The 23,865-nt window shown below is 36.7% G+C and carries 18 protein-coding genes and 5 pseudogenes; 5 read left to right on the top strand and 18 right to left on the bottom strand.

The window, feature by feature from the left end; all coding sequences use genetic code 11:
- Positions 1–51: 51 nt before the first annotated feature.
- The 6 genes from spoVK to ACN6MY_RS10730 all read right to left on the bottom strand — a co-directional run bounded on the left by spoVK (position 52) and on the right by ACN6MY_RS10730 (position 4,516).
- Positions 52–1,005, bottom strand: a complete 954-nt coding sequence (gene spoVK, locus ACN6MY_RS10755) for a stage V sporulation protein K (RefSeq protein ID WP_419883914.1) — start codon at positions 1,003–1,005, stop codon at positions 52–54.
- Positions 1,006–1,404: 399 nt separating this feature from the next.
- Positions 1,405–1,638 (bottom strand): RNA chaperone Hfq, encoded by a 234-nt coding sequence (gene hfq, locus ACN6MY_RS10750; protein ID WP_071350667.1) that lies wholly within the window; start codon positions 1,636–1,638, stop codon positions 1,405–1,407.
- Between the two features lie 32 nt (positions 1,639–1,670).
- Positions 1,671–2,624, bottom strand: a complete 954-nt coding sequence (gene miaA / locus ACN6MY_RS10745) for a tRNA (adenosine(37)-N6)-dimethylallyltransferase MiaA (protein ID WP_419883913.1) — start codon at positions 2,622–2,624, stop codon at positions 1,671–1,673.
- Positions 2,625–3,390: 766 nt separating this feature from the next.
- A complete protein-coding gene (locus ACN6MY_RS10740) occupies positions 3,391–3,585 on the bottom strand; it encodes a hypothetical protein (RefSeq protein ID WP_419883912.1) in 195 nt (64 codons plus the stop codon).
- 101 nt (positions 3,586–3,686) lie between these two features.
- Complete coding sequence (locus tag ACN6MY_RS10735) at positions 3,687–4,223, bottom strand: hypothetical protein (protein ID WP_419883911.1); 537 nt, start codon at positions 4,221–4,223, stop codon at positions 3,687–3,689.
- Positions 4,224–4,291: 68 nt separating this feature from the next.
- On the bottom strand, positions 4,292–4,516 hold the full coding sequence (locus ACN6MY_RS10730; protein ID WP_419883910.1) for a hypothetical protein: 225 nt from the start codon (positions 4,514–4,516) through the stop codon (positions 4,292–4,294).
- A 219-nt stretch (positions 4,517–4,735) separates the two neighbouring features.
- Here ACN6MY_RS10730 and ACN6MY_RS10725 point away from each other — a divergent pair, with 219 nt between their 5' ends.
- From ACN6MY_RS10725 to ACN6MY_RS10715, 3 genes and pseudogenes are all read left to right on the top strand, one after another.
- Complete coding sequence (locus ACN6MY_RS10725; protein WP_419883909.1) at positions 4,736–5,083, top strand: hypothetical protein; 348 nt, start codon at positions 4,736–4,738, stop codon at positions 5,081–5,083.
- A 408-nt stretch (positions 5,084–5,491) separates the two neighbouring features.
- Positions 5,492–5,973 (top strand): annotated as a pseudogene (locus tag ACN6MY_RS10720) (DinB family protein).
- Positions 5,974–6,523: 550 nt separating this feature from the next.
- Positions 6,524–6,949: pseudogene (locus ACN6MY_RS10715) on the top strand (IS1595 family transposase); the annotation flags it as partial.
- Positions 6,950–6,993: 44 nt separating this feature from the next.
- On the opposite strand, the gene ACN6MY_RS10710 reads toward ACN6MY_RS10715, so the two are convergent.
- The 4 genes and pseudogenes from ACN6MY_RS10710 to ACN6MY_RS10695 form a co-directional block, all read right to left on the bottom strand.
- Positions 6,994–7,269 (bottom strand): hypothetical protein, encoded by a 276-nt coding sequence (locus ACN6MY_RS10710; RefSeq protein WP_419883908.1) that lies wholly within the window; start codon positions 7,267–7,269, stop codon positions 6,994–6,996.
- A gap of 696 nt (positions 7,270–7,965) precedes the next feature.
- The gene (locus ACN6MY_RS10705) at positions 7,966–8,343 is read right to left on the bottom strand and encodes a VOC family protein (protein WP_419883907.1); all 378 of its coding nucleotides are present in this window, start codon (positions 8,341–8,343) and stop codon (positions 7,966–7,968) included.
- A gap of 337 nt (positions 8,344–8,680) precedes the next feature.
- Positions 8,681–9,334, bottom strand: a complete 654-nt coding sequence (locus ACN6MY_RS10700; RefSeq protein WP_419883906.1) for an MOSC domain-containing protein — start codon at positions 9,332–9,334, stop codon at positions 8,681–8,683.
- A 785-nt stretch (positions 9,335–10,119) separates the two neighbouring features.
- Positions 10,120–10,359: pseudogene (locus ACN6MY_RS10695) on the bottom strand (transposase).
- A 198-nt stretch (positions 10,360–10,557) separates the two neighbouring features.
- Here ACN6MY_RS10695 and ACN6MY_RS10690 point away from each other — a divergent pair.
- Positions 10,558–12,252 (top strand): M3 family oligoendopeptidase, encoded by a 1,695-nt coding sequence (locus tag ACN6MY_RS10690; RefSeq protein ID WP_419883905.1) that lies wholly within the window; start codon positions 10,558–10,560, stop codon positions 12,250–12,252.
- A 985-nt stretch (positions 12,253–13,237) separates the two neighbouring features.
- Here ACN6MY_RS10690 and ACN6MY_RS10685 read toward each other — a convergent pair.
- From ACN6MY_RS10685 to ACN6MY_RS10655, 7 genes are all read right to left on the bottom strand, one after another.
- Positions 13,238–14,044, bottom strand: coding sequence for an aldo/keto reductase family protein (locus ACN6MY_RS10685; protein WP_419883904.1), 807 nt, complete (start codon positions 14,042–14,044; stop codon positions 13,238–13,240).
- Positions 14,045–14,436: 392 nt separating this feature from the next.
- Entirely contained in the window at positions 14,437–16,212 is a 1,776-nt protein-coding gene (gene nagZ / locus ACN6MY_RS10680; RefSeq protein WP_419883903.1) for a beta-N-acetylhexosaminidase, read from the bottom strand.
- Positions 16,213–16,274: 62 nt separating this feature from the next.
- Positions 16,275–17,078, bottom strand: a complete 804-nt coding sequence (locus ACN6MY_RS10675) for an ABC transporter ATP-binding protein (RefSeq protein WP_419883902.1) — start codon at positions 17,076–17,078, stop codon at positions 16,275–16,277.
- Complete coding sequence (locus tag ACN6MY_RS10670) at positions 17,078–18,115, bottom strand: FecCD family ABC transporter permease (protein WP_419883901.1); 1,038 nt, start codon at positions 18,113–18,115, stop codon at positions 17,078–17,080. Before ACN6MY_RS10670 ends, ACN6MY_RS10675 begins: the two co-directional genes overlap by 1 nt.
- A complete protein-coding gene (locus ACN6MY_RS10665) occupies positions 18,112–19,146 on the bottom strand; it encodes a FecCD family ABC transporter permease (RefSeq protein WP_419883900.1) in 1,035 nt (344 codons plus the stop codon). Before ACN6MY_RS10665 ends, ACN6MY_RS10670 begins: the two co-directional genes overlap by 4 nt.
- 1 nt (position 19,147) lies before the next feature.
- On the bottom strand, positions 19,148–20,197 hold the full coding sequence (locus ACN6MY_RS10660) for an iron-siderophore ABC transporter substrate-binding protein (RefSeq protein WP_419883899.1): 1,050 nt from the start codon (positions 20,195–20,197) through the stop codon (positions 19,148–19,150).
- 145 nt (positions 20,198–20,342) lie between these two features.
- On the bottom strand, positions 20,343–21,380 hold the full coding sequence (locus ACN6MY_RS10655) for an NAD(P)/FAD-dependent oxidoreductase (RefSeq protein ID WP_419883898.1): 1,038 nt from the start codon (positions 21,378–21,380) through the stop codon (positions 20,343–20,345).
- 479 nt (positions 21,381–21,859) lie between these two features.
- Between ACN6MY_RS10655 and ACN6MY_RS10650 the strand changes: the two are divergent.
- Positions 21,860–22,059: pseudogene (locus ACN6MY_RS10650) on the top strand (cell wall hydrolase); the annotation flags it as partial.
- Positions 22,060–22,325: 266 nt separating this feature from the next.
- Here the strand turns inward: ACN6MY_RS10650 and ahpF are convergent.
- A pseudogene (ahpF, locus tag ACN6MY_RS10645) lies at positions 22,326–23,854 on the bottom strand (alkyl hydroperoxide reductase subunit F).
- Positions 23,855–23,865 lie beyond the last annotated feature (11 nt).

Genomic DNA, 23,865 nt, shown 5'->3' with positions numbered 1-23,865 from the left:
GCTCTGGCTGCCCGGGTCAGAAAATACCTTTTGCCATTACAAAGACCTTCCTTATTCTTCATCCTCCGGAAAGACCAAATCCTGGCTTCTCAATGTCAGCAAATCATTGCGCTCATATGAGTCTTCCATGAGAAGTCTCATAGATTGGACACGGATTGATTTTTCCAGGACATTGCGGATATACCTTCCATTTGAAAAAGATGTCAGGCTGCGGTAGGATTTTATCACATAGAGGTGCTCCCTTAATTTGCGTTCTGCATCACCGTTCATTATATATTCTCTTTCACTGAGCATAAGCCGGGAAATTTCAAGCAGCTGATCCACAGAATAATCCGGGAAATCCACCACGAGCGGAAAACGTGAATGAAGGCCAGGATTTAAGGTTAGAAAGTAATCCATTTCCCTTGAGTACCCTGCTAAGATTAAAATAAATTCATGCTGCCGGTCTTCCATATGCTTTACGAGAGTATCAATTGCCTCTTTTCCAAAATCCTTTTCTCCGCCCCGCCCCAGTGAATATGCTTCATCAATAAATAAAATCCCGCCCAGCGCCTTTTTAATTAAATCCCGGGTTTTTTGTGCAGTATGCCCGATATATTCCCCAACAAGATCTGCCCGCTCTGCTTCAATTAAATGCCCTTTGCTCAGCACATCCATTTTTTGAAAAAGCTTTCCTATTAACCTTGCCACAGTGGTTTTCCCTGTGCCGGGGTTTCCCTTAAACATCATATGAAGTGCCTGCCGCCCAGCCTTCAGCCCCCGCTCTTCTCTCTTTTTGTTCACATAAATCCAGGCGTACACTTCCTTAATCATCCGCTTCATTTCTTCCATGCCGACAAGAGCGCCCATCTCTTCTTCAATCTCTTTTAAAGCAATATGCTGAACCGGAAAATCCTTTTCCTGTATTTCCCTGACCGGCGGCTCTTTTATTTGAGTTCTTCTCTTTTCACCGCTTAAAACAATATTTATTTGCCCGTTATTTTTCATCCGGATAGGCTGATCCAAATCTTTCACCTCTTTATAAACCGTTTTCTTCCTCTGCCGCCATATTTCCAATGCCCTCTTCGCTCAAATTAATGAGGAATCAAAGTAGCATTTCATGTTTTCAAGACAAAAGCGGACAATATTCTCTCTTTGTTTATGTACATGAATGCATTTCCGACATATTTTGTCATGATTTACACGGGTTTTTAAGGAGAATGTCATTTCCTGCGCTTTCCCAAGAAATATTTCCTTCATTTATATATATTCTTTAGGGATTGATAACAGTATATTTTGTTTGAAAAACAATTGGTTTTTGAGGAGTCATACAATGTGTCAGTGAATATTAAATTATTTGATCTGCCAAAAAGTATCCTTAGACATAAAAAAAGACAGGTAACAAAACCTGTCTTTTTTATGTCATTATTCTTTAGCTTCAAAGTCAATCTGAACGTTACGCTGTGGCGCAAATGTGGAAATTGCGTGCTTGAATACTAATTGCTGCTTTCCTTCAGATTCGAATAGTACCGTAAAGTTATCAAATCCCTTTATTTGGCCTCTAATTTGGAATCCGTTTAATAAAAACACGGTAACAAAGATACCGTCTTTTCTTAATGAGTTTAAAAATTGATCCTGAATATTTACGGATTGCTTCATGTTAAATCCTCCTCTTTTCTCTCTATCTTTTATTAATTCGCTTTTATTGATAGCTTTCCTGCAACAAATGCTGTTATTTCCTCTATTTTTTTCGGCAGATTTTCCTGATCTGTCATATCAAACCAATCAACATCCATTTTATTTCGGAACCAAGTAAGCTGCCGTTTAGCATAGCGCCTTGAATTTTGTTTTAAAGCATCTACAGCTTCTTCCAGCGTGCATGTCCCTTCAAAATATCCAAACAGCTCTTTATATCCGATTGCCTGAGTGGATTGGCAGTTTTTCAGTCCGTCATCGAAAAAGCGGCGAGCTTCTTCCTCAAGGCCATTCTCCAACATCATTTCCACTCTATCATTAATCCGGCTGTACAGCTTTTCACGGTCCATGATTAAACCAATTATGGCTGTATCATATTTCAGTTCAAATTCCTGTTTCTTTAACTGATCACTCATTGTTTGGCCGGTGCATTGATGAATTTCCAAAGCCCGGATTACTCTCCGTATATTGTTTGGATGTATTTTTTCGGCACTTTCAGGATCTATTGCCAGGAGCTTTTCATAAACAAAATCATTTCCTTTTTCGGCAGCTGCATCTTCAAGCTCTTTTCGGTAAGCAGGATTTTGCGGTGCCTCAGAAAACTGGTAGTCATACAGTACTGACTGGATATATAAACCAGTCCCCCCTGTAATAATTGGTATTTTATCCCTACTATGGATATCGCGAATTATTTCTGAAGCTATTTCTTGAAAATCAGCTGCACTAAAAGGTTCTTCAGGTTCTTTGATATCGAGGAGATGGTGCGGGATACCCTCTTTTTCCTCCTCTGTAATTTTGGCGGTACCAATATCCATACTCTTATAAATTTGCATGGAGTCACCGCTGATTATTTCCCCATTAAAGCGGCGGGCAAGTTCTATGCTTAATTTTGTTTTGCCTACCGCCGTCGGTCCAATGATCACTATAAGCTTTGATTTTTCATGTACCAACACCGTCACTGCCTTATTTTATTTTTCCCTATCTTACCATAATTTTCGCATCAGTTAAACTTCTAATCATTATGGATGATCAATTTAAGATTTATTCCTGAAAATAAATTTTTATTTATTGTTCTTTTTACATATCCCATACCATTTATCCGGCAAATCACCTTGACAGGACAAAATATGATGTTTATCGATAGTAGTAAATTGAATAATGGCACTCTACACTTTCCCCAGGGAGAGGTACGTAGAGGATGTATGAAAACTCCTCATTTGATTGTTGATCTCGATATAAATTGGCATATCAATGCTGAATTGATACATACAGAAATAAAGAAAGCAGCACCGCGTAAAGCGTAAAAAATCCGGACAGGTTATTCTGGTTTCAAAGGTATATTCGAACAAAATAAAATGAAACAGGAAGGTTTAAAACAATAATCTGGAACAATAATTGGTGTAATGCCGCTGAAATCTTACATTAGATAGCTGTCCAACTTGGATGTTTTATACAAATGTGAGATTAAGGAGGAAAAGAATACCTTGGTTTATCAAGTTCTCTATCGGGGTCAAGGTTAATCGAATAGCTTTTCTTCCTTGGCAGAATGAACCTAAACTCATGAATGTTAAATGCAGAAAGTGCTTCATTCATTTATCACAGAATGAATAATAGGAGCCAGGCTGTTATGCGGGAAAATCAGTTAAAATATCACTTAATCTGTTTAGCCAGCTCTATAGGCTCCAGTTTAGACATTTCACCATTTTCTCATTTTGTCTAATCTTTTTTCACCTCTGTTACTTTGATGTTCAATTCTTCCAGTGTGTCCTGAATGAACTTCAGCTTTTTATTGTAGTGGCGATATGATAAATAAGCCGCTATTGCCTTAATTGTAAAAAACACAACAGCGGCAATAGAAATCAGGAAATAATTATGAGCCAATGAACTTAAATACTGATTGATATGTGTCATTTTCTACACCCTTAGTTTTTTTCATAGTATCTCCCTGTCTTACTATCGGTATTCTTCAGACAGTATCAGCTTCATTTAACATATACCTTTCCGGTTTAAAATCAGACATTCCCTCTTTTTCCCGAAAAGGCGGTAAAGACTAAGCAAACGATAAACGCAACAGCTGATACAATAAGTGCAGCAAGTAAACCTATGACTGCCATGAATGTATCATCACCTGGGTATACTGGTTTTAAATGACACTCTTTATAAATAATCAGTGCAGAAACAAGGACATAAAAGCTGCTGCCTATAAGCCCCATTTTTAATTGATTTCTCCTTGTCCCATCAAATGACTTACCTATAGAAAACCAGGCTAATATGCTCACATAAACGGCAAACCCCATCACAGCAATATGGAAATAAGGAATTTGAATGAAGATAAGAGAATAAAAAAGAAGAACCGCTGAACTGAAAAGCAGTGCGTTTACGGCAAATAAAAACAATCCGCTCAGCCAAGGTCCTTGAAACCAACTTTGCCTGCTCAGCAGGCAAATGGCATTATCCGTAAATGAATTTTTCAACAGCAGATTATTTCTAAAAATAGTATTCATGCAAACTATCATCAGACCCATTAGGAGAATAAGTGAAAATGACAAACTGGCCCCTCCTATTTTCAAAAAAATTGTTATTATATTACATTTTACCATATAATTGAAATAACGATTTAATTAAATGGGTATGACCTTACAATAAGCGCCTCTTCTGTTTTTAATCCATTGCACTTTCTTAAAGTGTTAATTGCGCTGTGTCTAACTTGATATCGTCTATCAGAGAGAAATGGTAAAATATGTGTACAGTCTTCTAAGCCTTTTTTTTCAATAACCTCCAAAATGTTAGATAATTTGTCTTTATTATTTTCACTTTTAAGCTGTTTGATTAAGTTTTCCAAAAGCATCCATCCTCCTTAGATAATATTTTAGAGAATCAAATCATCAAATGCACTTTTTATTTGTTTAAGCAATTGCCTTAACCGTGCAATATAGGTGAATAAATTTCTCGCTGCATACTAGTAGATAAAGAGCAACTTCTGAAAGATACTCCCATAGGCGGTTACTTCGTTAATGGTCATCTGGATATTCTCTATAAAAAATCACAAGTAGGTGGAATTATGTTTATCGGTATCCAAACGCTTCCTTTGATATATATAGACAACAATACTAATCATACCTTGGAGAACATTTCCGTTACCTTTGACGGGGACAAGGGAAAAATCCCCTCAATTAAGACAATAAAACCTGGAGAAAGGAAACAAATTGCTCTATACAACATGAATGTCAAAGGCATAACACAACTTTTTTTAATGCACTATAATAAAAAGTTGAAAATAACGGAGAGACAATATGTTTTCGAGAATTTCACTAAGGATTTTCGCGGTACCATTTTAGTTGAAATTGAGGGAATCAAACATGATGGCAGGTTTGATATAACAGTAGTTGAAAATTACTCTTTAAATTAAGGCTCTTTTCTTAAAGATTGTTGTTTTTTTAATTTGTTATGTGAGGCGTTCCGATTGTCAAGTCAGGTTGATTGGAGCGTAAGGTGCGAGACTCCTGCGGGATAAACAGAACAGGTGAGACCCCGCAGGCGCAGCCGAGGAGGCTCACCGCCTGCCCCGCGGAAAGCGAGCATCCTGGAGCGGAAATCAACCACCTTGTTTCATAGCAACAAAGTTTACGAAAACAGCCTAAATTAAAGCAGTTATCAATAAGCTAATTCCATCTTGTAAAATATATAATCCCTCACTGCTCCATTATAGTCTCCGATAAAGCTAAAGTGATGAATAGTTAATTAAGAAAAGAAATATTTCATAGAAAGAAAGACAATACAATAATTAGTTTCATTGTTACAGAGAGGATGCATCTGAATGTTAAATGTTCTAAAGGAACAATACACTTTTATCAGTTCAACAAGACAAGTATTATTTATGTTTTAGAAGATATTCCGTTGCATAAGCTGCATGAATCAGTACCGGACTTCGGGCACTCGTCTATTATTAGAACCCACATTCATGTGGCCGACTGCTACTTAAGCTGGTTTGGGAGATTTGCTCTTAAACAGTCTGATTTTAAGTTCACTGCTGATAATGAAATCGAACATTACAATGTAAAGAAAGTTAGAGAGAGATTTGAGTTAGTAGATGAAGTAGTACAACAGTTTTTAGAGGAATTTAATTCCCGCTATTTCGATAAAATAGCCAGCCAGGTGAAGTGGCAGAAAGAACCATGGAGTACGACTCCTCTTTGGCTTCTAACTCATACTGAAACACATGAATTTCATCATAAGGGACAAATAGTATCGATGGCTCGTCATTTAGGTTACAATCCTCCTGATACAGACCTTGTTTAACTAATATAGAAAAACCGATCTTACTGATAAGGTCGGTTCTTTGCACTTCCTGAGATGGTCAATGTAAACTAAAACAAAGATTTATTTATAGAACTTCAAGATTTTATCGATGTTCTCTTTGTTCAGCATTGCTCTCTATCATTGATTTAAGTTCTTTATCCTCAGTAAAATCATTATCATCAGTGTCATGACTGCTAGTATCTATTAATGCCAATTCACCTTCATAAATATCTTAATTATTTAACAAAGTTTTCTTTAGTTCTTGGGTTTTAGGATATGTAGCATCTTTTTTAGTTCATTCTTCTTTCACGTTGTTAATATCATCTTTTAATTTCACCATCTAAAAAACCATTATCAAGATTTTACCAGCTGCTTATTAAAATTGACTGGTCCGCTTCACTTAGGTATTTGGTCATTTTATTATGAAGTGGAATGTAATCATTTAAATACTTTCTGTACTTTTCCATCTCAGCGGATTGCTTAGATGATTGGATCAGGTGTTTGGTTAACAATGTCCCTAAGACAGTAATAACTGCCGTTGTAGCGGCACGATAGAAACGGTAGTGTGATCGCCCGGAAAGCAGGAACAGGTCGTGTTAAAGCCGAGGAAATTGATACTGTGATAGGTACGTATATTCCACCCGTCTGCTTTATTATGTACGGATACAGCAACGAATTACAGAAAATTTGCCAAGATGAAGGAAGTACAATACGAATCGGTCAATGAGCGACAGAAACAGCGTGTAAAGAAAGGGATTGATCACATTCAGCACATCAATAACTTCCATAATCGCTTGAAGTGTTGGATGGAGTTTATTAAAGGGGTGGCAACAAATATTTGGATATTTACCTCTACTGGTTCCGTTGGCTTGAACTTGGCAAGATATTGGCATTTGAAAATCGAGTGGAGCAAATGCTTATTTCAGCGTGTCAAAAATCCAATCATACAACGGTTGAAATGATTAGATGTGCATAAAAAACAACTTCTAAAAAAGGTCGATTTCAAGTGATAAAATCAATCTAACATATAGTTATTTCACCTTTGGTTATTTCGCCATTTTGGTCATTAACATAGTCAATTCCATTCTCGCAGTTATCATTATTTTCCCATTTAACAATATACTCATTACCCTTGTGACTAACTGATATTATTTCAACCTTACCAATGTGTTTAGTGTGGTCTTTTAACGCAATTGATTTTGCTTCTTCTTCTGAAATTTTCGGTTCCGAGAAGTTGTTACAACCACTCATTACCAAAATTAATAATAGAAAAAATGCTAAAACTATTTGCTTCATAAAATTCCACCACCATATTCATTTGACGCTAACACTATTATTAAAGTTTCAAACAACACTTTTTATATTACTAATTAAGCAGATTATTATTACCAAAGTTAGTTATAAAAGCAACAATCCTTTAGAAAACAGCCTTTAGTTTTGAAAAAGAGTTTGTCATTTTCTTTGATTGAACCGTATTTCACACTTTGACTCACCCAATTATCTAATGAAGAAGGCGTAAGGCCATATTTCCGAATCAGATTCTTTCTTAGTTTTCAATTTTAGTAAAGCTGAACGATCTGTAGCTAGAATACCGCAGTAAATGTTTGGAGTTCTTTTTTAGTATCGCAGTTTCTCTTCTAGTTTACCAGCTACTATACTTATGATTACCACGCTTAAAATTCTTTGTGAATAATTCTTTCATCCGCTAACAGCCGTAACCTTATAACTCTTCAACCTTTCTTATCCTTGGAAAAATCTCCTCCTGTAACATTCTTTCCCCCATCTTAACACAAAGGTTTTTGTGAAGGTTTACTTAAAGGAAATAATATCCCAGGGCATCTGAATTTTAAACATTCGCACGCTTTTAGTTCATTAGTTTACGAAAAGAAAACATTAATAAACACCATCTAATAACGGATGGTGTTTAAACTGTATTATTGCCGTTTAAAATAAGTAATTACGGTTTGATGCCTCTTTTCACTTATTGGCAACTCACCTTTTTTCCATTACTGCAAAGTAATTTTCTTCACTATCTGCAAAGTTAAATACTCTGCCAGAAGGCATATTCACAATTTCTCCAACTATGATATTTTTATTTGAAAAGTCACTATGTAATTGCTCGAGGTTTTCCGCAAAAAACATCAAAGATGGTGTACCAAGATTTAATTCAGGCGACATTTTAGCAATTAATTCCTTATTGTGCAGAACGATACTTGTTCCCGCATCTCTTGGAGCAATTTCAATCCATCTCATTCCCTGACCATTATTTTCATCGGAAATTACAATAAATCCTATTTTTTTCGTCCAAAAATCCACGGCTTCATCTTGGTTATCTACATACAGCATTATTTTACCGACTTTATTAATCATTTATTTCCCTCCTTATCCAATTTCTTTATATTATATCATGTTACACAATTTAATTTCAGCAATATTCAACTAAGTTAACGCGTCATACCCTTAGCGCCATCCCACTCTTTTTTGTGCAGGTGAAACTTATATTTTTTATCAATCTACTTTCAAATCTTATATTAAAATCAGCTGTTCATTATGGAAGCAACTATAATGATGCAAAACGAAACTGCTCACAGATAGGAAAGGGATTGCGGTTCTGTTTCACCATTCTATAAGCCGGCTTGGATGTTGTGATAATCTGATAGTGCAAAAAAAGGCGGCCCTTAATGAAGTATTTAGTTCGAAGCTTTTATCAAGTAGTTTCGGATTTGAATTGTTTCAATAAAGTGGCACGCAGACTTTCAGATAAAGCATCAACCGATAATACTTTTTCAAGTTTCTCTTTATTAAACCTGTCAAAAAATTTTACGTTATTAACCAGGGATACTGAAACTTGTCCTGGATGTGGTTCAAGGAGTACCAAATCATCGTTTGGTGTGACCAGCCCTTCTTTCAATACTCTTAAAAGAAATCCGGTATAGCCAGTATCTCTCATTCGGATAACCATATCCGAAACCTGATACTTTGCTGCGAGTTTATAACAGGGATTTCTTGGTTCGGAAACCTGAATAACGGCTTCACCAAAAGCAAAAATATCTCCTATATGAGCATTAACCTCTTTTAATCCTTCTACAGTTAAATTTTCGCCAAATAAGGCTGTATCACTAAAATGAAAAACCTCACTCCAATAGGAATAGTGATCATAAGGATATAAACATAAGGCTTTATCCTCTCCGCCATGATCTTTATAGGCTTGTTCATCACTGCTTAACCCTGTTTTACTTAAAAAAATGGGTTCTTGGACAGATTTCTTTCTGATGGCCGATTCAAATGTTCTGTTGCCATATGTTAGTGTTTCGACTTTTCCTATATTTAATGATTTGACTTGATATTTTAAAAACTCCATCTGAATACTCCCTATATTAAAATTCAACAATGTGCAGAGTTTCATTTTTATTTAAGATTCGCCAGTTCACGTGTATTGGTCCTGAAACTGAATAATAACAAAATAAATGCTGCTATAAAGGGATAGATAGGAGAATCCATTTAAAGGGAAAACACACTCTGACATGGGCTTTTTGTTCGTACATAATAAATTCAGCTGCTATATCATTTTGGGACTTACAGGTGGTTATACGCTTATACATAATGTTTAAAGTGAAAAAGAGCCTTTCACTTGGCTCTTTTCTTTTGCATTTTATTTTAACACATGGAAACATTCTGGACTATTCTCTGAACTAATGCACTTATAATTTCATTTATCCGGCAAAGAAATAACATGCGTTCCCACTTCTAAATGACTTTTTTCAATGAATTTGCCTTTTTCTCTAATATAGGTATATAGTTCTATTACTATTATAATAGTTAAATCTACCACTTCAAAAAATATTCAGCATTAGGGTTCTATTAAACATTGGAGTTTTTCAAAGTGGCTTATATACGTATTAACTTAAAGTAAGTATCCGCCGGTAGAACCGGCGGTTTTAATTTCGCCCTAGAAGGGAACTTTACCAACAAAGCCCCTAAAGGGACCTCTAAATTGACCGTCAACCGTTTACTATCTTTGAATGGATCAACATATTCTCGTTTGCTCATATTGTCTCACAAACAATCCTCTACTTCTTGCTCTCGAATATATTTTGCTATTGTCTTTTCGTTTAAGCCAACCGTACTTACATAATAGCCTTTTGCCTAAATTGTACGATTGCCATGATTATATTTTAAGTTTTCATGTCTATCGTGAATCATTAAAGAGCTTTTACCTTTTAAATATCCCATAAAATACGATACGGACATTTTTGGGTGTATTTTAACTCACTGTGTATATAGTCTGGCATTGTATATGCTTCGATAATTTCTACATCCTTTATATCACATAACCTACCTTCTTAATATGGCACCTATATCTCCTCTTAATTTCCCATATACAATCTTCCTTCTATACTTTGGAATAAATACAATATGGTACTTAGCTTTATCCCGTTAAAAAAGCAGATTCTATCATCTTCCATTAAAGGATCCTTTGTTGATCCTTTTGAAAAAGCTAGATTTAATAACTAGAAAACTATATTATTATTATTATTATTATTGAGATAATTATAATAATTCAAATGGGAAGGAGAGTTATCCATGACACAAGATGTAAGTCATAATTATTATAAAGAATTAATTGATTTTCAAGATGTAGAAGGGTTCGAAGCTCAAATTCGAAGTTTACTTGATGCTCCTATTGAATCCGTATCTGACCTAAAAAAGTGGTTGAAAGATGAAAAGGATTTAATGAATAACATCTCGGAGGTAATGACAGGTCACGAAGTCGACTTCTACCGAAACACAGAGGATGCTGACATCAAGTCAACTTATCTTCACGATCAGCAAATCATCCAACCACTATTAATGAAATATGAAGCAAAACTGAATGAGAAATGTTGTGATTCTCCTTATATACATCAATTAGATGGAAACCGTTACGGCTTAATACGACGCGTTCGTGAGTCCAAAGTTAAACTGTTCAGAGAAGAAAACATTCCATTATTTGTAAAAGAGCAAGAGCTCTGTACTAAGTATAGTGAGATTATGGGGGGGCTAACAGTTGAATGGGAGGGGGAGGAAAAGCCTTTTCCGTTTATCCAATCCCAACTCGATCATTTAGACAGAGCCGTGCGAGAAAAAGCATATTACGCAATGATGTCAGCCCATCGTCAAATTAAGCCCGATATGGACGCGATCATGGACGAGCTCATTCAACTACGCCATCAAATTGCTTTAAATGCAGGCTTTGAAAATTATCGTGATTATATATTCGTGGCCAAAAATCGTGAGTATAGTATCCAAGATTGTTATGACTTTCATGAAAATGTAGAGAAACATATTATTCCAGCTTGGAATCGACTCGCAGATGTCTTTAAGACCAAGCTTGGTGTCGATACCTATCGCCCATGGGATAACACCGCCAAATTGATGAAAAACTCACCATATTCCGAGGTGTCTACTCTTATGGATGGCGTTTCTGAGATGTTAGGAAAGACTGACCCATATTTTGCAGACCGTTTCGATTACATGAGAGAGCATGGGTTACTAGATCTTGGAGATCGGAAAGGAAAAAGCCCAGGTGGTTTCTGTACCTCCTTACCAGTTTCAAGGGATACCTTTGTTTTTGCGAACTTTAGTCCATCCTTTTTCTCTCTTATCGCATTAATTCATGAAATGGGCCATGCGGTGAATGAGTACCTCGAGTTTTCCGAGCACGGTCCTATTGAAAGCTACCAACGTCGAATGGAAGTTGGTGAACTGTATTCTCATGGGATGGAATTGCTCTTATTGGACAAGCTAGATCGTTTTTATCCAGAAGAAGAAGATTTTAAGAGCGCACAGCGTGAAGAGTTGAGGCGGGCATTTACAATGTTATTTGGCCCATTGTCACAGGACCTCTTCCAGCATTGGATGTATACGAATCCTCAACACACTGCCAAAGAGCGTGATGAAAAATTCTTTGAAATCTCAAAACGCTATGGCTTAAATCCTGTCGATACTTCTGGGCTCGAGGATGAAATTGGGATGATCTGGGCAGGCACCCTTCATTATTTCCAAGTACCTTTCTATAATATTGAATACTCCATTTCGATGCTTGGTGCTCTACAAATACTTGAAAATTATCGGAACAACCCAGAGCAAGCAGTCGAATCCTTTAAAAAAGGTGCAGGTGCAGACTACAATCAATCCATCGCAGCTATTTATAAAGAAACTGGGGTCCATTTTGATTTTACAGAGCCGACCGTTAAGCGAATGGGTGAATTTCTAGAAAAAGTCATTCAAGACATTTAGTAACAGAGTGGGAACACGGTGACAGTTCTTAGTAGAGGACAATCGAAAGTTTTCCGCGCAAAAAGGTACAAATGGTGGTTTTTTCCAGTTGTACCTTTTTCTTTACAGTCAAAAGATCTGCTACGATATTTTCAATTGCCCTAGAAGAATGAAGTCGCGTCCCTAGCCTATGGGGTTTCAATATTTTGATCTTCCATGTTTTTTTCTTTTGTTTTTGCTTTCACTTCTTCCATAAATAGTCTTAAATTTCGTAGAAAAACACATTTGGGTACAACTTCCCCTCCTCATTGAATTGGCTTTTTTAGTTATAATGTTTGATATAGTTAAGGGATTGTCTTCTGTAACAGGTCCTTTTGGTAGCTTATCAATTTCATTTTTTTCCAAATGTTTATGATGAAGTCCAATGGCTTTCTCACTCATATAATTATTTTTTGATCAGTTTCAGTCTACAACGTAATATCTGAGTAAGTTACTCCACAATCGGGGACTCGATTGTTAAACAAAAATTCAGGTGACTAATCATTTGATTCTATTACCAAACACAAAAAGAGTTCACCAATGAACTCCTTTTGTGTGAATTTTGCTATTATTTTTTCAGTCCTAACTTCGAGACACAATCCACGTGGCTTGAGAGGATAGAATGAATGTCTTTAAAACTGTCCGTTCTCGGAAACATATCCATGTCATTTTTGGCACTATCGGTAGGCGGGAACATATCGACTCCTACATGAACCAACACCGATTTTAGACAGTTTAAAAACATTATATTTTGCTTCTTTTTTAAACCTACTCAATAGTTTTAAATCTTCATTACTTATTATTATACGCATCAGATGTCAAAGAAATGGCCTCTTTAAACCTGTTATTTTCAATGGGCACACACTACCGACTAAAACCAAGTTGCTAACTCAATAAATAAAAAAACATTTCATTTTAGAGGATTCTTCCAAAACCCCGAAAATGAAATGCTAAAATCTGTCTTTAATTAAAGGGAGGCAATACGTTTACGATCATTTGCTGTTAGATCAAAGTCAAAAATATCTAAACTTTGTGCTTGGCGATCTTTATTATGAGACTTAGGAATGACGATAACATCACGCTCAATTTGGTAACGTAATACAACTTGTGCGTATGTCTTTCCGTACTGGTTACCAATTTCTTCTAGAACCTTCTTAGCATTTTCATCGATTCCGCCTAATGGAGACCATGCTACAGTTGCGATATCATTACCTTTATTATAAGCAATTAATTCTTCATTCCATTTTCCAATGTGAGATTCAATCTGGTTAACAGCAGGTTTAATTTTGCCATTTACAAGAATTAAATCAAGATGTTCTTTTTCAAAGTTCGAAACACCTATTGTTCTAAACACACCGCGGTTATAGTAGTCTTCTAAAATATTCCAAGTCTCCAAAATTTCATCATTATTATCCCATGGGAAATGGATTAGGAATAAATCAATATAGTCAGTTTGTAATTTCTCTAAACTTTTTTCAATTTCAGCATGCACCCAGTCTGCACCACCGAAACCTCCATATGTATTTAACTTTGTAGTGATAAAGAAATCTTCACGTGGTAGAGAGGATTTTTGTAACCCTTTTCCGAGAACTTCTTCATTGTTATAAACTTGAGCAATGTCAAAATGACGGTAGCCATTTTCAATTGCCCAGTCGATCTCTTGAGTGTCTCCTCTTAAGGCACCTGAGTATTGGTTTCCCTCTTTACCGTAAGTATTTGCGCCACTACCAACAATTGGAATTTCAACATCATTATTTAATTTAAAATTTTTCATCTTAATTCCTCCTATGCTGTATTTCTTAACTTACCTTACCTTTACTAGAAAAAAGAATCAATCAATATGACTAAAGCAGATGGCAGTCCGAGAATCCATTATAGATTATCGGAAACCTCTGCTAATTATTTACTCAATTCCAGCAACGCACAGCACTCAACATGTGCAGAGTGTATGTGGCAACAAAAGGTGCTGGTGGGTTTAATTATATATAGGCTCGGTTCCTATTTTAGTGGAATCGAGCCTATTCTTCGAATGTTAGCTTATTCAACTAGAGCACATTTATCTTTTATTTTGCCTCAAGGCTTCTATAGTATTCTTTCAACATCTCTTTCTCCAGTACACTCCAATACGGAATAAGTAATCTTTTAAATCACGAATCTATTTAATAATTACTGTAAATAATAATTCAGAAGACTATTGATAGAGTTATTTATTTCATTTATGTTAGGATTTTCTACTTTCGCATCGTTAATGCTATATTTCCTTTTTAGTTGAATAATTCTTTCTATACTTTCATTTAATCTTTGTTCGGAAATTTCCCCATTTTCAACAGCAGTTTTTAAAGAGGAGGTAATCTTTACAACATTATTATATTCATGTCCTACTAAAATAATATCGCTTCCTGCCTTTACAGATTCTACCGCTGCTTTGCCAATATCAAAATGTTCCGTAATGGCCCCCATTGTCATATCATCCGTTATGATGACTCCCGTGAAACTAAGTTGTTTTCTAAGAAGATTCGTCATGACAACTTTTGACATGGACGCTGGATTGTTTTTATCCAATTCAGGCAATAAGATATGGGCGACCATCACAACATCTGCTCCTTGATCAATCGCACGTTCAAACGGAATTAACTCTAGTTCTTTAAGTTCCTTAAGGCTTTTATTTACAATTGGGAGTTCCAGGTGGGAATCAACCGATGTATCTCCATGTCCAGGAAAATGCTTAATTGTAGGGATGACGTTTTGCGACTGAATCCCTTTCATCGTTTGAATCCCAAGTTTACTTACGATTTCCGGATTGTTCCCAAATGATCGATCCCCGATTACTGGGTTATTTGGATTGCTGTTAATATCAAGAACAGGTGCAAAATCGAGATTTAAACCAAATTCTTTTAATTCATGCCCTAAAAGTGTTCCCACTTTATAAGAAAACTCGGGATTATTTACCTGTCCAATCTGTTTATTTGGAGGAAAGTTAACAAGTCCACCCGGCAATCTTGTCACACGTCCCCCCTCTTGGTCAACGCCTAATAAAAGCGGTAGACTCGAACTATTTCCAGCTTTCAGTTGATTCACAAGTTGAACGGCTTGTGCAGGGGTTTCAAAATTATTTTCGTAAGAAATAATTCCTCCGACGTGGAATTGGCTTATTAATTTTTTTGCGTTTGCATCCATTGTAGTCCCGGAAATCCCAGCAAGAATCATTTGCCCAATTTTATCTTCTAAGCTCATTTTAGAAATCACTTCTGAAATGGTTTGATTTTCTAGTTGATTCGGTTTTTTTTCAACTTGTGCTTGTTGATTTGGTTTCTTTTCAATCTGTGTATAGAGTGAAATATGGTCAACTTTAGGATTTGGCTCCTGTTCTGTTTTTACTGGTAAAACCCATAATAAATCAGTAGAAGTGTTTTCATGATAGACAAGGATTATTTGGTCATGCGTTGAATCTTTATAGTATCGAATGGCATCGGGTTCTCCACCCGTTTTCTTAATTTCATTTAAAGAGATATTTTGTAGTTCGGAATCATATGACCGTATATCATTTACAGTCTGATCGGCATAGCCGATTGTAGAATGATGATTTTTGTATTCCTCATACCTGCCTTTAGCAGTTTTCGAAATATGGTCTGATTTTCCCCACTCTTTGTTTACTTCCTTCCATTCTGTTTTACCGGAAACAAAGGGAATATTCGGAACCTTACCTTCCTTAGATAAGGAAAAAGTTTCTTCTACTAATTTCTCAAGACTTGAAATCTGATCCTTCTTCGAATCCACTATTTTTTTACCGGAAGGATTAGTTATAATTGGGCTCTCTTTAGCTGGCGCCTGTTCGCTATGAATTAGTTTGATTGCATAATAAACGCCAATGATTAACGCAACTATTAAAAGTAGAGTCGTAAAAATAAGTAGTTTATTTCGAGAATTTCTTTGTCTTTTCATACTCCTCTTCCCCTTTACCTAAACACCAAATACTTTGTCATTCTCTTACTTCTACTTAACAATTAATCTATAATGTGATAACGCCCTTTTGGTATTATTAATGGAGTATCTGAAATTGGATCTGAAATTACAACACAATCCAAATCAAAAACCCTTTTTACCAGGTCGCTTGTAAGGACTTCAGAGGGTTTTCCTTTTGCTACAAGCTTTCCACTCTTAACGGCAATAAGATGATCTGCATAACGCGCTGATAAATTAATATCATGCAATACCATCACAATGGTTGTACCGTGTTTACGATTTAAACTGGTCAGCAAATCTAATATTTCCAATTGATATGTAATATCTAAGAAAGTCGTAGGTTCATCTAGAAATAAAATATCTGTTTGCTGAGCAAGTGCCATAGCAATCCAAACGCGTTGTCTTTGACCTCCGGAAAGCTCCTCAATATCATGATTCGCATATTCTATAATGTTCATAAACTCCATTGCTTCTTCAACAGCTTCATAATCCTTTTTCGACCATCCACTAAATAATGATTGATGAGGAAACCTTCCCCTGCCCACTAAATCCGCTACCGTAATCCCCTCAGGTATAACAGGTGACTGAGGCAAAAGCCCCATAATACGCGCCAATTGCTTGGGAGGGTATTGGTTTATCGCTTTCCCATTTAGCGTGACATCACCTTCTGTAGGCTTGATAAGTTTGGCCATTGTTTTCAGTAGGGTAGATTTTCCGCAACCATTTGCTCCAATAATGACACTAATTTTATTCTTTGGAATTTCAAGGTCAATTCCATGAATAATCGTTTTATGGTCATACCCAGAATAAAGATTATGAATCCGAAAATCATGTGTGCTGCTCATTACAATTCTCCTTTTCGGTTCATTCGGATTAGTAAATATATCAAATAGGGTGCTCCGAATATACCCGAGATAACTCCCACTGGATATCTATATTCAAAGGCAAATTGTCCAATTATATCTGCAAATAATACAATAATAGCACCCACAAAACCTGCCGGGAGAATATTTTGTGCACTAACACCGACTAATCGATTGGCAATCGGGCCAGCTAAAAAAGATATAAAGGCAATCGGGCCTGTGGTAGCTGTAGCAACGGCAATCATAATTACGGAACTAACGATTAATATCATCCGCATTTTATCTGTATGAACCCCAAGTGATGTTGCCGTTTGTTCACCCAACTCCAACATGCTTAACTGTTTACCAAGTATTAACAAGATCGGAGTGAATATCACGACAACTATGATCAAAGGGGATACTTCACTCATTTTTGAACCGTTTAAACTACCGCTTAACCATCTAAGCGCTCCAGCAATGTCTTGTTGGCCACTTTTAAGGATTAAATACGAAATCGCCGCATCCAACATCGCTTGCATACCAATCCCGATAATAATGATACGACCAACCGAAAATGTGCGGCCGCGAGATAAAAAATACATAATAATTACAGTAGTTATCCCCCCTATGACAGAGGCAACGGATACAACCGTATTGCTTGAGTGTAATACTGTTATACAGAATACAGCGGCCACACTGGAGCCGGATGTTATACCTAGTATATTCGGATTAGCTAAAGGATTTCGGAACATTGTTTGAAAAATATAACCTGCTGCTCCAAAGGAAAATCCTGCAAACAATCCCGTAATCATTCGAGGCAAGCGTATCATATTCACTGCAAAATTAGCGCCTACTATTTCTTCTCCCATTAATGAGCGCAAGACCACATTCACTGGATAAATGGTGTTTCCAAAGTAGAGCATGGCACAGCAAAGTATGATAGTTAAAATGATTAGTAATGAGGTAACAAAAAGCCAGCGCCTCCTTCTTTGGCGCCTGCCTTTAATAATAAAATTCCTTTCAACAGATTGATTTCTCATAAAGACCTCACCTTCGACTTCTTAGCGAGTAATATGAGGATTGGCGCACCAATAAATGCAGTAATAATTCCTACTTCAAGTTCTCCAGGGCTTCCAACTAATCTGCCAACTACATCAGAAGTTGTTAAGATAATGGCTCCTGCTAAGCCTGACAAAGGAATTAAAAAACGCAGATCTGATCCAATCAGTAAACGTATAGCATGAGTTGCCAAAAGTCCAATAAATCCAATCGGACCCGCTAAAGCAGTCGTTACGCCACATAAAATAACGCCTCCACAAATGGCTACTCCTCGAAGCAAATTTGGCCGTACACCAAGACCTGTTGCAACATCATCCCCCAATGCGAGTGCATTTAATGCCGGCCCAGTAAAAATCGCGATTAATATGCCTATAATCAAAAATGGGACAAATGTTTTAATAGAGTCCCAGTTTCCTGCTCCAACACTGCCTACCTGCCAAAACCTAAATTGATCCATGACATTTGAACGAGGAAGCATTACTGCTACTACTAATGAGGATAATATAGCACTGGTTGCAGCACCTGCTAAAACAAGTTTAAGGGGCGTAGCACCGCCACTCCCCATCGAACCAATTCCAAATACAAATATCGCGATAATAAATGCTCCCAAAATTGCAAGCCAAATATATTGATTTGCCGAACTAATGTTAAAAAAGGCTATCCCGCAAACTACAAATAAAGAGGCTCCTGTATTCACCCCTAATATACTTGGATCCGCAATAGGATTTTGGGTGACAGATTGCATTAGAGCACCTGACACACCTAATGCAGCACCACACATCATACTAAAAATAGTTCTTAGAATTCTTTGTCTAACAACATTGGCTTCAAGGGACTGATTTGATGGATGGAATAAACCATCCATCAAATCTGCCCAGCCAATCATCCGAGAACCAAATGCAAGTGAAGCCAATATACACAAGCCAAGTAAAATAATCAGAGATATGATAACTCTTGTAAAATTACGTGGAATATACAGCTTCTTTTTTTCTGTCATAGTTAACTTGTTCATTTTACTTCAGCTTTTTCGCAACATCTGAGATTAAAGATAAGTATTTATCAATTGTATATTGAATCGATAATGGGCTTGGAGTACCAGCGGCTGCAAGCGGAGTGTTGTCTTCAATAATTACAACTGAACCATTTTTAATTGCAGGTACTTTCCCAAGAATCGGATCAGTTTGAAGTGCTTTTAATGTATTATCATCACCATATGCAATAAACATTTCCACATCATTAAGAGCATCTGCATTTTCAGCACTTAACTCGATATAGAAACTATTTGGATCTTTAATTTGTTTTTTTATGCTTGCCGGATACTCCATACCTAACTCTTTAAGGAAGCCACCACGTGGATCTGCTGGTGTATAAATGTAAAATTTAGATAAATCTTTAGCATTAAACATAGCGAATGCAGCTTTTTTACCTTTAATTTCAGGATATTTTTTTATCTTATCTTGAATTAAGTTTTCTGTATCAGCAATGAGTTTGTTACCTTCCTTTTCCATACCCATGCCCATTGAGTTATATTTAATCTGGTCACGCCATGTTGTTGTCCATGGTGCAGTTGGATATGCAACAACTGGTGCAATTTGCGATAATGTTTCATAATCTTCCGCTGTAATACCTGAATAAGCAGCTAGAATTACATCTGGTTTTGCATCTGCGATCGCTTCAAAATCCAACCCATCAGTATCGTGAAAAATGTTAGGATCCTTTGTTCCAAGTTCATTTAATTTTTCTTTTGTCCATGGTAATAAACCACTATCATCTTGAACACCATAGTTGGCAGCTGAGAATCCTACAGGTACTACACCTAGTGCTAAAGCAACGTCTTGGTTTGCCCATTGAATGGTAACAATTCTTTTCGGTTTGCTTTTAATAACAGTCTCGCCAAAAGCATTTTTTATCCTAATCGGATATTTTGAATTAGAATCTTTTGAAGTTGCTGACTCTTTTTCTTCTTTCTCACCTTTTGAAGATTGGCTAGAACAGCCTGCTAATGCAAAAACAGCCATAATTGCTAGCACTACCATTAGTAAATATGATTTTTTGATAAACATATGTAACCCTACCTGTCTATTATTATTTGATATGTATCAGTATATTGTAAATTTCCATCACACTATATTGATAACGATTATCATTATCAATATAAGCTGATTTTTATAAGCCGTCAATTACTATTTTATTAATAGGCTACCTGGATTAAGCATTAAAATGCACTTCTTTAAAAAGCGCTTTATTCTTCTCTTTAAATTTATCATTATGCGAAGATACCATTGCGTAGGGGTCTGCTTGAGGATCGATATACATTTTAGCGTTATTGACCGCAAGCACTGCATCTTGAAAAGTACCAATTAACAAACCCACTTTGTCGTCATAAGAAATAATGTCGCCCGCACCAAAAATTCCCGGAACCGATGTTTTACATTGTCCTTGACCAACTAAATAGTAATCACTTTTTCGCAATGGCTGAATATCATCAGAAAACGTTAATGACACTTCACGATTATAGCCATGACAAATTAGAACTTCATCAACCTGTATTTGATTATTCTCTCCATTTTGAGATATGATAACCTGTTCAATATCTGTTTTATTTTCATTGGATACAAGGGTCTGAAGTTCCGCATTAAGTATAATTTGCGCACCATGTTCTTTTAGTTTTTCTACCTGTGATTCATGAGCATTTAATTGTTCCTTGCGATAAATAACAACAACTTCTTTTGCAACGGATAATAGTTCTACCGCCCAGTCAATCGCTCCATTTCCACCACCTGATACAAGGACTTTTTTATTTCGGAAACATTCCAATCCTAATATCGTATAATGCAAGTTCGTTATTTCATATGTTTCTGCGCCTTTAATGTCAAGCTTAATCGGGCTTAAAATGCCTCCACCTACAGCTACAATGATTGTTTTTGAATAATGGACTTCCCCCGACTCCGTTATTATGACAAAAATTCCGCCTTGTTTCTTGACTTGTTCCACTTTAGTATTTAAACATATTGTTGGTAAAAAAGCGTTTGCTTGATTGATTAAATTTTGTACAAATAGTTGCGCTTTTATTGGCGGCAGCCCTCCAACATCCCATAAAACCTTCTCAGGATAAGTATTCACCTTGCCGCCTAGAACAGATTGTACTTCTATAATTTTAGTTTTCATATTTCGTAAACCACTATAAAAAGCACTATAAAGGCCTGCAGGTCCTCCACCAACTATCGTTACATCAAATAATTCCATATTATCCTCCTTGATTACCAACATAATCTCCACACTGATAATGATTCTCAATATATAAATTATAACGATAATGATAATCAATTTCAAGATAATTATAACAAATATTACAATTATAAATAATTGGATTTTTGGCATCATTTTGATTTTCCAATGCGTAGAGCGACCTATTTTCTGAAGACCTCTCAGGGATAAATAACGAAATTGAAAGCATCGTTGTACGCGAATAAGTAGAATTCAGATCTGAAATAATGAAGAAAATCCAACAAATAGAACATGTTATGAATACAAAAACTGCAGATGAAAACATCAAAACGCCTTTTGGCTATTTATATCAGCTACATTGACATACCTTTTCCCAAAGGATATTTACTAATCGTAAGGTAATCACAAATATGCTACTTGATGATCCATACAAATTGGTAATTTTCCTAACTAAAAAGCAGCATTATAAAATGTAAAAATATAATGGAGGTGAAGCCATGTCAGTTGTTAAAGCTACAGGTGCAAATATTAACATCTTGGCCAGATTGCTTAGGGACGAAGCTGAGAGAGAAGGAATTCAGGGTATGTTACTCGTTGGAAACGTAGGTATTAACAGGTAAAAGCAAATTGTTTAGAATTTAAAGGGATTTTTACTATCCGGGAAATGGTGTTTCAACTTCATGCATTTGAAGCAGTTAATTTAGTCATCGTAGATTCTCCTCTAATATAGTATCTGTAGTCTACTTGACCTTAATTTTTTATCTTCCCTTTGAATTTATCTTTGTTTTATTCTAACTCCTCCTTTCTTTAGCCTTATAAAATTTGTATTATGATCCATATAATTCTCCCTTACTTTTTATTAACATTAATACTGATTTAATGTAGAGCATTACTTGGGTTTACAAAATGCAAAAAAAATCCGGCTGCTATCGATCAGATAGCAGCCGGATTTCTTACATGTAATTAATTGCGGATGAGGTAATCGAATGCGCCTAAAGCTGCAGTCGCACCTGATCCCATCGAAATAATGATCTGCTTATAAGCACTGTCTGTACAGTCGCCTGCAGCAAACACTCCATCTATGTTTGTAGCGCCTTGCTTATCAACAACAATTTCACCGAAGCGAGTGAGTTCAACGGCATCGCCTAGCCAGTCGGTATTTGGCACAAGGCCAATCTGTACAAACACACCTTCTAATTCAACTCGCTGAACGGTTCCTGTATCCCGCTCAATGTAGGAAATACCGTTTACTTTATCAGTTCCGGTAATCTCTTTTATTTGAACATTTTTTAGAACAGTTACATTAGGCAGGCTGTAAAGTCGTTCTTGCAGTACGGCGTCAGCCTTCAGTTCTGGCATAAATTCAAGAACAGTTACATGTTTCACGATGCCTGCAAGGTCAATTGCCGCTTCAATGCCGGAATTCCCCCCGCCGATGACTGCCACATGCTTACCTTCAAAAAGCGGACCATCGCAATGTGGACAATATGCTACACCTTTATTCTTGAACTCTTCTTCACCTGGTACGCCAACTTTACGCCAGCGGGCACCCGTTGAAAGGATTACGGTTTTACTCTTTAGGACAGCGCCGTTTTCTAGTTCAAGTTCGACGAGATCCTTCTTTTCTAACCGCTTCGCACGCTGCAAATTCAAGATATCAATGCCATACTCTTTAACATGTTCCTCAAGGCTTGCGACAAGCTTAGGACCTTCAGTATATTTTGTACTTATAAAGTTCTCAATGCCCAAGGTGTCCATAACTTGACCGCCAAAACGTTCAGCAACAATGCCTGTACGAATGCCTTTGCGGGCTGCATAGATTGCTGCACTAGCACCGGCAGGACCGCCTCCAACAACCAGCACATCGTATGGATCCTTATCAGCAAGCTCCCCTGCATCAGGGCCATTTCCCATCTTCGCAAGGATTTCCTCAAGCGTCATACGCCCGCTGCCGAATGATTCTCCATTCAGGAAAACAGTTGGCACAGCCATGATGTCTTTGCTTTCAACTTCATCCTTAAATACAGCACCGTCAATCATGGTATGGCTAATGCCAGGATTGAGAATGCTCATTAAGTTTAATGCCTGTACAACATCAGGGCAGTTGTGGCAGCTCAGACTGATATACGATTCAAAGTGATATTCGCCCTTAATGTTTTTAACTTGATCCATTACCTTCTGATCAATCTTAGGGGGTCTGCCGCTTACTTGAAGCAGTGCCAGCACTAATGAAGTAAATTCATGTCCTAAAGGAATACCAGCAAAGGTAACACCAGTGTCTTCGCCAATACGGTTTACGCTAAAGCTCGGTGTTCTCTCAAGCTGTGTTTTCTCTATTTTAATGTTGTTTGACATATTAGCCAATTCATCTGCTAAGGCCAGCATGTCGCTGGATACCGCATCGGATCCAGTGTTGACTTTTAGCAGGATATGCCTTCCAGCAATTCAAGATATTGGGCTAACTGTGCTTTTATATCTGCATCTAGTAACATTGATCTAAGCT

This window comes from Peribacillus sp. B-H-3, from assembly GCF_048572925.1.
Lineage (GTDB): Bacteria > Bacillota > Bacilli > Bacillales > DSM-1321 > Peribacillus.
The sequence above is the reverse complement of the archived record's forward strand: the minus strand, read 5'-3'. Positions and strand labels throughout refer to the sequence as shown.